This window comes from Intestinirhabdus alba (assembly GCF_009711095.1).
GTDB classification, from domain to species: Bacteria; Pseudomonadota; Gammaproteobacteria; order Enterobacterales; family Enterobacteriaceae; genus Intestinirhabdus; species Intestinirhabdus alba.
In genome coordinates this window covers 1-10,436 of sequence record NZ_WMJZ01000058.1, presented here as the reverse complement: position 1 = coordinate 10,436, position 10,436 = coordinate 1, and the positions used below count along the sequence as shown (strand labels likewise).

General features: G+C 58.1%; 9 protein-coding genes. All 9 read left to right on the top strand.

All coding sequences use genetic code 11. The annotated features are described in order from the left end of the window. The first annotated feature begins 20 nt into the window (after nucleotides 1-20). The 9 genes from tssA (at nucleotide 21) to GJV78_RS21550 (ending at nucleotide 10,218) form a co-directional block, all read left to right on the top strand. Entirely contained in the window at nucleotides 21-1,616 is a 1,596-nt protein-coding gene (tssA, locus tag GJV78_RS21590) for a type VI secretion system protein TssA (protein ID WP_155110168.1), read from the top strand. A 20-nt stretch (nucleotides 1,617-1,636) separates the two neighbouring features. After that, nucleotides 1,637-2,908, top strand: a complete 1,272-nt coding sequence (locus GJV78_RS21585; protein WP_167519699.1) for a PAAR domain-containing protein — start codon at nucleotides 1,637-1,639, stop codon at nucleotides 2,906-2,908. After that, nucleotides 2,908-3,345, top strand: a complete 438-nt coding sequence (locus GJV78_RS21580; protein ID WP_155110167.1) for a DUF1240 domain-containing protein — start codon at nucleotides 2,908-2,910, stop codon at nucleotides 3,343-3,345. Before GJV78_RS21585 ends, GJV78_RS21580 begins: the two co-directional genes overlap by 1 nt. A 248-nt stretch (nucleotides 3,346-3,593) precedes the next feature. Next, on the top strand, nucleotides 3,594-4,052 hold the full coding sequence (locus GJV78_RS21575) for a hypothetical protein (RefSeq protein WP_155110166.1): 459 nt from the start codon (nucleotides 3,594-3,596) through the stop codon (nucleotides 4,050-4,052). A 997-nt stretch (nucleotides 4,053-5,049) separates the two neighbouring features. Beyond that, a complete protein-coding gene (tssF, locus tag GJV78_RS21570) occupies nucleotides 5,050-6,804 on the top strand; it encodes a type VI secretion system baseplate subunit TssF (RefSeq protein ID WP_155110165.1) in 1,755 nt (584 codons plus the stop codon). Then, a complete protein-coding gene (gene tssG, locus GJV78_RS21565) occupies nucleotides 6,768-7,853 on the top strand; it encodes a type VI secretion system baseplate subunit TssG (protein WP_155110164.1) in 1,086 nt (361 codons plus the stop codon). Before tssF ends, tssG begins: the two co-directional genes overlap by 37 nt. Continuing rightward, entirely contained in the window at nucleotides 7,831-8,376 is a 546-nt protein-coding gene (tssJ, locus tag GJV78_RS21560; RefSeq protein ID WP_167519697.1) for a type VI secretion system lipoprotein TssJ, read from the top strand. Before tssG ends, tssJ begins: the two co-directional genes overlap by 23 nt. Continuing rightward, nucleotides 8,377-8,820 (top strand): type VI secretion system baseplate subunit TssE, encoded by a 444-nt coding sequence (gene tssE / locus GJV78_RS21555; protein ID WP_155110163.1) that lies wholly within the window; start codon nucleotides 8,377-8,379, stop codon nucleotides 8,818-8,820. Nucleotides 8,821-8,841: 21 nt separating this feature from the next. Then, nucleotides 8,842-10,218, top strand: a complete 1,377-nt coding sequence (locus tag GJV78_RS21550; protein WP_155110162.1) for a VasL domain-containing protein — start codon at nucleotides 8,842-8,844, stop codon at nucleotides 10,216-10,218. Nucleotides 10,219-10,436: the final 218 nt, after the last annotated feature.

Below are 10,436 nucleotides of genomic sequence, written 5' to 3'. Positions count from 1 at the left end.
GACATGGACGGAGTGGAATAATGACGAGCCTGCAAAGTTTACTAAAAGCCTGTGCGGCAGACGAAGCGACCCTGACGGAGCAGTCCCGGGCGTATACCCGCGACTGGGCGCGCTGGCTGGAGCCTTTAAGCGATGCCAGCCCCTGTGGGGACGATGCGGGCTATGATGACGACTTTGAGCGCATTCGCGAAGAGGTCAACCGGCTTTCTGGCATTGATACCGAGCTTATTTGCACGCTGGCGGAAAAGCTGCTGACCACGGTGAGTAAAGATCTGCGGGCCGTCACGTTTTATATCTGGGCGCGTCTGCATAAAGATGGCGAGAGCGGGCTGGCCGAGGGGCTGGAGCTGCTGGCCGGCATACTACAGCGCTACGGCGCTCAGCTGCATCCGCAGCGCGATCGCAGTCGTAAATCGGCGCTGGAGTGGCTGGGTAGCGGGCGAATGCTCGACAGCCTTTCGCTCTGGCCGGAAGCTGACGTTGCGGTGATGCAGCGGATTGCCGGCGCGCTTGTGCTGGTAGAACGGGCCGTGCAGCAGCTGCCGGAGGCGTCGCGCCCGCAGCTGGCGGCGCTATACCAGGCGCTGGAAAATCGCCTGATGCAAAGCGGCGGAGCAGAGAGCCTGGTGCCGCAAAACAGCCGGGAGGAGAACGCGCCAGCGGCTTCATCTTCGCCGGCCGCGCCGGTAATAACGGCGGTGATGTCGGGGCGCGACCTGCTTGACCAGGCCAAAGTGCTGGCGAAGTATCTGCGCGATCGGCCGGGAGGCTGGCTTGCCGGCCATCACCTGATGAAAAGCGTTCGCTGGGACACGCTGACGGAGCTGCCGCCGCTGGACGCCAGCGGGCGAACCCGCCTGGCACCGCCGAAGCCGGATCATCGCGCGCACCTTAAGCGCCTGTACCTGCAGCAGAGCTGGTCTGAACTGCTGGAGCAGACCGATACGCTGCTGGCGCAGGGGGTGAATCACCTCTGGCTGGATATTCAGTGGTATACCTGGCAGGCGCTGACCCGGCTCGACGCCGACAGCGTGCGGGCAGATATTATTTGCCGCGATCTCCGGGGACTGCTCTCCCGGCTGCCGGGGCTGGAAAGCCTGGCCTTTAACGATGGAACCCCCTTTGCTGACGAGGTGACGATGGGCTGGATCGGCGAGAAAGTGATGGACGATCCCGGTGCCTGGCAAAATGAAACCGTCCCGGTGACGCTGCCGATGGCGGATGAAATTCTCACCCTTGAACCTGAAGTTCTGGCGCTGGCGGACAGCGACGGCATCGAAGCTGCGCTGAGCTGGCTGCAGGCTCGTCCTGGCCTTTCGGCACCGCGCGAACAGTGGCTGATGCGGCTGCTGATGGCGCGGGTAGCGGAGCAGTACGGTAAAAATGAGATGGCGCTGCACCTGCTGGGCGAGTTGGATGACAGAGCAACAACACTCACCCTGCAGCAGTGGACGCCGGAGCTAATGTTTGAAGTGAAAGCCCGCCGCCTGAAGCTGATGCGGGCAAAAGCGGGACGTAGCGAAGCGGACAAAGCGCGGCTACAACCGGAACTGGATGCGCTGCTTTCCGGGCTGATTACCCTGGATCCGGCGCGCGCCGCGGTGCTGTGCGGCTAACTTACTGGAGGGAGAAAAAAGTGGCGAAAGGTTATTACCTTGTACAGGGCGATCGAACCTCCTGCGGCGGTCGGATTCTGGAAGGCAGCCAGGATCATACTATTCTGGGTAAAGCCGTTGCGAGGGACAGGGATAAAGTCAGCTGCGGCATCTTTCCCGGCGTTTTTATGATTGCCGGCGGTATTGCCAACGACGTCGTGCACGGGCGAATGATGGCCGGCACCCTGGACAGCATCAGCAGCTGTCCCTGTCGGTCACGGTTTATCCCGTCGATGCTGCAGGATACCTATGAAAAAGTCGCTTCGTCATCAGCCGCCGCCGCGGGTTCCGCTACCGAAACCGCGCCGGTATTACCCGGCTATCTGACGGGTGAAAAAAGCCCGTCAGGCCATCGTCCGGACTATCCGGTGCTGCGTAATACGCACGATTTACCCGATGAGCGGGTGCGGATGCTCATGAAAAGCAATAATCATGACGTCATGCTATTAACCGCAGAAGAAACCGTTGAGGTATTGCAGGAGTGGGGCTGGGCAGACGTAAAGGCCGGCTGGGTATCCTTTACGCTTTCGGCACCGGGTCAGTGGATAATCAACTACGGCGTGAATGGCAGAGATATCGTTACCGCCTCCATGCTGATTCAAAAGCTGGGAAGTTTTGGTATTCGGGCTACTCATTATGTTAATCATAAGGGCAGCGAGCTTATCAAGCTTACGGGCTATCCGGGCATCCGGAAGGTTTTAAATGCGCCCGTTTTTGCCGCCAGAAACCCCAAAATGGTCGATCTGGGGCTGGGGAAATATGGCGGAGCAGGAATAGCAAAAAACGTTGTGAGCAGCGCGCGCCTGACGTTCTATGTTGCCGCGGCGTACAGAATTCTCGACTTTATCCTGAATGATGAGACTTCGCTGGCCGAGTTTATGGGGTCACTGGCAACGGATGTGGTTAAAATCGGCGTTGCCTCCGTTGTGTCCTGGGGCGCAGGCATGGCCGCAGGCGCTGTTTTTCCCTTTGTTATTGGCCCGACCGTTGCGGTGGTGGCGGTCGGGCTGGGGGCCGCCCTGCTGTTAAGCTGGCTGGATGAGAAGTTTGGCGTGACGGATAAAGTCATCGAGTATATTGAAGCCGCACAGCAGGAGTTTGTGCAGAAAGCCAGAGAAATGGAGGAGGGAATATGGGATTTAGGTGCCATGCTGGCAGGGCGGATGCTGGAGAAAGGCGCACGGGTTGTGGAGAGCGAAATTCGCGCGTTCATCAGAGATAGCCTGCGGGGCATCACGCCGAGGATCCTATAATGCACGCTCTGACGATAAAAATGAGAGCGTTTCTTTTTATCTGGAGCATCCTTATGCTGGCGCTGTCGGCCGGTGCCAGCTGGGTCGGCCTGCTCTCCTTAAGGGAATATCTGGCGTTTCCGCAGGTGGTGGTTTTCTCTACCGGCGCGATTTGCCTGATTTTTTCCTGCATGGTGATTCTGCCATTAACGCTGGCAGGTTTTTATACCGCAGTAAAGGGGCAGCGCCTGCCCGAAAAGAAAAGTTATCGCCTGTTTCGCTGGTTTATTGGTGGGCTGATTATCGCTGTCGTATCGGGATTTACTTTTAAATTCTATTATCAGTATCAGCTTAAAGAGCGCGGCTATGCAGCCTGTAAGGGAATTCCGACGGGCTGGATGCCGGGTCTCTCAACAAAATATGCTCTTAATGATGCCCTGTGCCGGCAAAAAAAGTAGCGTGCTGACGCCCGCGCCGATAATCTGTGGCGGTCCGGGAAGCAGGCCGGGACGGCCACAGGCGGGTCCCCAATGCCGCTACGGTGGAATACAACCGCCAGTGCACGCGCAGTAACGGTGCCGCGCGGGTTGCGCAGTCTGTTGTGGAGGAAAAGCCAATAATCCCTCCTGAAGCCCGACCCCGCAGCAAAACAGGCACGCCGACGCGGTGACTGGAATTATCCGGCGCGCCCGGGGGGAAAGGGACGGTGAAGAAAAGAATACTATTATTATGTTGTATCTTTACGATCGTATTTATTGCTGGAGTTTATTTGTTGCCTTTCAGGCCTTTTATCCTGATAGAGAATAATACGAGCGGTCGCCTCTATCTGTATAGTTACGAAAGCCCGGCCGGCGTTGGGGAACCCGGGCCGGCAGAGGTCGACCGAAGACTAAAAAACCGGCCAGCAATGATTGAACCGGGAAAAACGCTGAAGGTCGTCGCCTCCTTTTCTTCCTTAATAAAAAGTAACAGGCAAATTGATATCGGCTGGAGAGTACACGGGCGCTATGAATATAATTCCTCCGGCGGCGGCGGGCAGATATTTCTTCTCTCTTCCTCGAGGGGGGGATGCGCCGCGCAGCTCACGGTGAGCGACGGATTTAATAACTACAGGCTGGAGAAAAAACCAGGGAGACTGTGCTATAAAAAATTAATACAGCCCTGAAGCGTTTTACCGATCGGGTGCGACAAAAGGGCGGGTAAACAAGGCTGACCGGAGCCAGCCGCCTGTTTTCGGCAAAGACTTAGCGCGCGTGGCCGGCGCACCGTCGGGCCAGGCCAACGCACCTGCAGCCTGAAGTAGGGCGGGTATATACCCTAAATAATTCGAGTTGCAGGAAGGCGGCAACGCAGTGNACCGGGGTGAGCGAGGACAAATCAGTTTAGCTGATTTGAACGCCGCTGGCGGCGGCCCTTTAGGGTGAGGCCCTCGGGCCGAATAAAGCCAACGCACATGCAACTTGAAGTATGACGGGTATAAACGCTGTGGCGGAGGCGTTCGATAAAATGTGCCGCGTATTTGCTTTTAATAACGATCGCTATCGGCCAGATGATATATGGTTACCATGAATATAATTCAGCAGACCGCGCACAACGGCTATTTTTATCACCGTCGCGTCTGAAGGGGCGTGACGGATGAATAATGCCGCGCTGAGGTGTCAGGCGGAGGAAAATTGTAATAAGAAAATTATACCGTATCAATAGATCCGTTTAATTGTTTCAACCCACTTTGTAATAGTATGGATACGAACATATAATGACTCTGGCTTTGCGCGTCATAGCTATTCAGACAGGGAAGATAAATTGGCCTTTATACCCGACATACTTTACGTTGCAGATGCATTAGCTTCTGGTTACTCGTCTCATCCATGAGACTCGCCCTGACGGGCCAGCGCTGGGTTTTGTCCTGCAACTTGAAGTATGACGGGTATAGATAGATATAATTTATAAAAAGCCCACCCATCCAGGACTGGATGTTTGCCATTTTGACTTCGGGTAGCGCCCGGCAGAGCACAAAGGTGTTTTGCACGCACCGCAGGGCAATCCCTGGCGATCGTCGCGTATGCATCCACATACGTTACGAGTTGTCTGCGCTAAACGGGTCAGGATGTCTGCACCCACGCTCTCTGACGGGACAGGCTCTTAGCAGAAACTGGATAATTATGGATGATTTAACACTGCGTTATTACGACGCTGAAATGCGCTACCTGCTTGAGGCTGGCGAAGAGTTTGCCCGCGCACATCCGGATCGGGCGGCAATGCTCAATCTCGATAAGTCCGGAGCCCGCGATCCCTATGTGGAACGCCTGTTTGAAGGCTTTGCCTTTCTGATGGGCCGCCTGCGCGAAAAGCTTGACGACGATTTGCCGGAGCTGACCGAAGGGCTGGTCAGCCTGCTGTGGCCTCATTACCTGCGCACCATTCCCTCAATGTCGGTGGTTGAGTTTACGCCTGACTGGCGTGGGCTTAAGGAACCGATGCATATTGCCAAAGGCTTTGAGGTGCTTTCGCAGCCGATTGGGGAAAAAAGAACGCGCTGCCGCTATACCTCCACGCGCGAAATCCATCTCCTGCCGCTGTCGCTGGCGCACGCCAGGCTGACCACCGATCCTGAAGGCCGTTCGGTCATTAATCTTCGGTTTAACTGCAGCGAACTCGCCGACTGGAGCCGCATCGATCTCCGCGCTCTGCCTTTTTATTTCAGCGCGGACGCGCCGCTGGCCTGTGCGATGCATGAGGCGTTTACCACGAAGGTGGCGCATATATGGCTGCGCCTGCCCGGTGATATCGATCGTCGCCCGCTGGACGGCTATTTTACCGCCCAGGGGTTTGCCGAAGATGACCAGCTGTGGCCAAAGGGAAACAGCAGCTTCAGCGGCTATCAGCTGCTGCTGGAATATTTCACCTTCCGGGAAAAGTTTATGTTTTCGGCGCTGCGGGGGCTGGAAGCCGCCGGGCTGCCCGCGGCGCTGCCGTGGTTTGAAATTGACGTGGTGCTGACGGAGCGCTGGGAGCACGATTTCAGCTTTACGGAGAAGCATCTGCGCCTGAACTGCGTGCCGGTGATCAATCTCTTTCCGCTGGAGTCCGATCCGCTGACCCTCAACTCCCTGCAAACGGAGTATATGCTGCGGCCGATGCGCATTCAGGACGGCCATACCGAAATTTACTCTGTAGATTCGGTCCAGTCCTCCAGCGGGCAGACCTATATTCCATTCTCCAGCTTTCGCCATAAGGGCGGAATGCTGCGTCACGATGCGCCGGAATATTACTACCACACCCGTATCCGTCGCGGGGCGTCAGGGCTGCACAACACCTGGCTGATTCTCGGCGGAGAGGCCTTTGACAATCATAGCGTACCGGCGGATGAGAGCCTGTCGCTGACGCTTACCGGCACCAACGGACAGCTGCCGCGGCGGGCGCTGCAGAGTACGCTACTGGACACGGTGGTTAAAACCACCTCGGTCAATATTGGCGTTCGCAACCTGTGCGCGCCGACGCTTCCCTGCTATCCGCCGGACAGGGATCGCTTTCACTGGCGCGTGCTGAGTCATCTGGGCAGCGGTTTTCTGTCGATGATGGATAACGCCGAGGTGCTGCGCGGCACGCTGGCGCTCTATGAGTGGACCGACAGCGAAATGAACCGGCGGCGGCTTGAGGCGATTATTGACGTTCGCCATGGCGAAATTGAACGCTTTGAGCAGGGGTATCTGGTGCGCGGGGTGCAAATTGACGTCACCCTTGACAGCAACGGCTTCGCCGGGAAGGGGGATATCTGCCTGTTCGGCGAAATGCTGAGCCGCTTTTTTGCGCTGTACACCGATATCTACCTGTTTAACCGCCTGATTATTACTTTGCAACCAACCGGAGAACGGCTCGAATGGGAAGAGAAGCACAATCGTCGTATTCCCGGCTAAGCGCCCGGCTGGAATCCGACCTGTCACGGATCAATTTCTACCGCTTTTGCCAGCTTCTGGAGAAGCAGCGGGTCGGGAAGCCGCCGCTGGGCAGCACCAGCCATCTGGACGACGATCCGGTGCGCTTCAGCCCGTGGCCGGGAATGGGGTTTCCCGGCAGCGAGCTGAAGGCCGTTGAGTATCCGGAAGAGGGGGACGATCGGCCACCCGTCATACGCACGACCTTTATGGGCCTGTACGGCGTCGACTCGCCGCTGCCCACCGCCTATCTCGATGACATCACCCAGAGACGGGAAGGCCATGAGGCGCTGCAGGAATTTCTCGACATTTTCAATCACCGCATTCTGACCCAGTTTTATCGAATCTGGCGGAAATACTCTTACCCGGCGACGTTTGAAGCGGGCGGCAACGATTCGATCTCGCAGTCGCTGCTTGGGCTGGTGGGGCTGGGTATTCCCGGCACGGCCAACCATATCGCCACGCCGGTGTCGCGTTTTCTGGCGCTGCTGGGGGTGCTGCGCCAGCCGGGTAAAACCCAGGAAGGAATGCAGGCCCTGGTGCAGCTGCTGGCACCGGAGACCAGCGTCAGGGTAAGCCCTTACTGTCTGAGACCCGTTGAGGTCGGCAAGCCAGTGGGATTTTATGGCGATGAGGATTTCGTGCTGGATGGCAACACGCCCCTCGGCGATGAAGCAATGGATGCCAACAGCCAGCTGTTAATCGCGCTTGCCACCAATAACGCGCGGGAGGCGCAGGGCTGGAAGCCGGATGGCCAGCTGTATCGGGATTTTCTGGTGATGCTGCGGGTCTATCTGGGGTGGCGCTTTAAGGCGCGGATAACGCTGACCGTCGGGACGCAGCTTCTGGCCGTTCCTGCGCTGGGCGATGCGCCGCTGTGGCTGGGAATGAACGGCGTGCTGGGCGTGGAAAACCACACGCTGCCGCAGGACATACCTGAAACCTTTACCACCGAACTGGGATACTACCGGGGCCTGCAGCCCGCGATAAAAACAAAAGGAAATTGCCGTGTTAAGTACAAATTTGACTAAATACAGACTCTGGCTGCTGCCGGCGCTGGCGTTTGGCCTGGCGGGGTGCGGCCTGACGCAGAGCGTGACGGAGGGCACGAAGTCGGCCTTCAACTCTGTTTTTTATAAAACAATCACCACGCTACACCTCGATTTTACCGCCCGTGAAGCGCTGAATATCGATACCCGTGAAAATAACTCCCTCTCCGTGCCGGTGGTGGTGCGGATCTATCAGCTTAAAAATCGCAAGGTGTTCGACAAAATCACCTACCAGCAGCTGCTGACGGAAGGCGACAGTCTGCTGAAAGAGGATGTGCTGGCAAGCCGCGAGGTGGTGCTCCGGCCGGGCGGAGATGCCTCACTCGACATGCCGATGGAGAGCGAAGCGAAGTTTGTCGCCGTTGTGGGCCTGTTCCGCAATCCTGATATCGATAAGGAGGGCTGGAAGCAGGTGCTGGAGCGGGAGGAGCTGGATCCGGACCGGCCGCGCGTTTTGCAGGCCGGTAATAACGTGCTGACCCTGCTGCCGCCGGGGGCGAAATAAATGTCGCGTCCCTCTTTACATGAAATGCTGTTCGGCAATTTTGCCGGCGGCCTCGACCTGAATCAGGTGAGCGAAGAGAACCAGCTGATCCTGTCGGTGCTGGATAATATGCAGCGGATCCTTAATACCCGCGCCGGAAGCATTAAGCACCTTCCTGACTACGGCCTGCCGGATATGACCCGCATATTGCAGGGAATGCCCGGCACCGCGCATCAGCTGATGGCCACCTTTTCCGCCGTATTGCTGAAGTATGAGCCGCGGCTGAAAAGCGTGAACGTGGTCATTCTCCCGCAGACGCAGCCCGGAGAACTGCGCTACGCGATCGACGCGGAGCTGCATGAGGCGGGGCTGGTGCGCTACGGCACGGAGTTTATGCCGGAAGGGAAAATTTTGCTGCGGCACCTTAAACAACAACAATTTATTGCGACGCGGGCGCGTATTTAGCCTGCCTCTGACGCTTTTACTATGACGACTACACTCTCTGAACGCCACCTCCGTAGCGGAGGTGACCCTCGTACCCTGGCTGATTATACCGCGCTGCGTGATGAACTAAAAAAACTCACCCATCCCGCGCGCCCCGACGTGAACTGGCCCCGCGCGGAAAAGCTCTGCCTGTCGCTGTTTGAACAAAACGGCGTGGAGCTGCAGACCGCCGCCTGGTATACCCTGGCCCGCGCGCATATTTGTGGGCTGTATGGGATGAACGAAGGGCTGGCGATCGTCGTCACCCTGGTATCCCGCCAGTGGGGCAGCCTCTGGCCGCAGCCGGTTCATGCGCGTATGGAAATTCTTAGCGCCCTGAGCAAGCGGCTGCAGCAGACGATGCGTTCCCTGTCCCTGTCCTGCGCCGATCTTGAGCAGCTCTACCAGGTGGAGCAGCATTTAAGCGCGCTGGACGACGTGCTGCAGCGGCAGGAGTTAAAGGGCATCGGCCAGCTTGAAACCTTGCGTAACCAGGTGCATTCAACCGCCGTCAGGCTGGAGAACAGCGGCAGTCCGGTGGATGACGAACCGCAGACGCAAACCGGTATTTTGCTGCCTGCGGGCAGCGCCGATACAGTTCACGAGCCTGAAGAGGCCAGGGCAGAGAGGGTGCAATGGATCTACATTGCGCAGCCGGAGCCGCAGCCCAACGTCGGGGTGGCGGCCGCTCCGCCCGTTCAGGCGACGCCCTGGCGCGCGTTTTTATCCGGCGCTTTAGCCATGCTGGTGGTGGGCGGGGTGCTGCTATGGGGCTGGCAAAACCTGCTGCAGCCGCAATCCGTACAGGCCCGGCTGGCGGCCTCATTGAGGCCGCTGCCCGTTGTGCTTTCCGATCGGGAGATAGACGAGCTGCGGCAGAGCCCTCCCGCGCCGGAGGCGGGGATTCGCGATACCGGGCAGCAGCTGGAGCGCATAGCGCAACTGACCCCGGACTGGCATTTTCGCTACGGTCAACGGCTGGTACAGCAGGCGCAGGCGCTGTGGCCGGAGCAGGCAATACCGTTAGCGGACCGGTGGCAGCAGCAGCAGCGGGCCGCAGAGCTGCCCGCGGAGCAGCTCAACGGCTGGTATCAGGGGATGGCGCAGCTGCAACAGCTGGCAAATCGCTTAAACGCGCTGGATGAAAAACGCGGCAAGTATATGACGGTAAGCGAGCTGAAGTCGGAGGTTTTCGCCATTACTCAGTCGTTTAACGGTGCCGTGCCGGTGGCGGAACAGCTGCGTCAGCTGATGCTGATCCCGGCGGACCAGCCGCTGCCTGCGGCGCAGATCGCCCGGACGGAGTCTTCGCTGAACGCGCTGCTGATCCTGTATGCGCAGCTCTCTGCCCGCGAGCTGCCGGCGGAGGCGGGGCGGTAGGTTTTATTGCAGATCCGGCGGGGATACCCGCTTGCTGTTGGCTCCGTGCGATAAGGTATCCGCCGGGCCAGCGTTATCAGAACGCTTTTTACGGACAATTAACCAGGGAATCCTCATGACAGCCAGTCTGACACCACTCTTATTCAGCCACAGCCACCATCTTCTGGCGGTCAGGGTCTGCGACGCCGCCCTTGACGTGCTGGCCTTTGAAGGAGAGG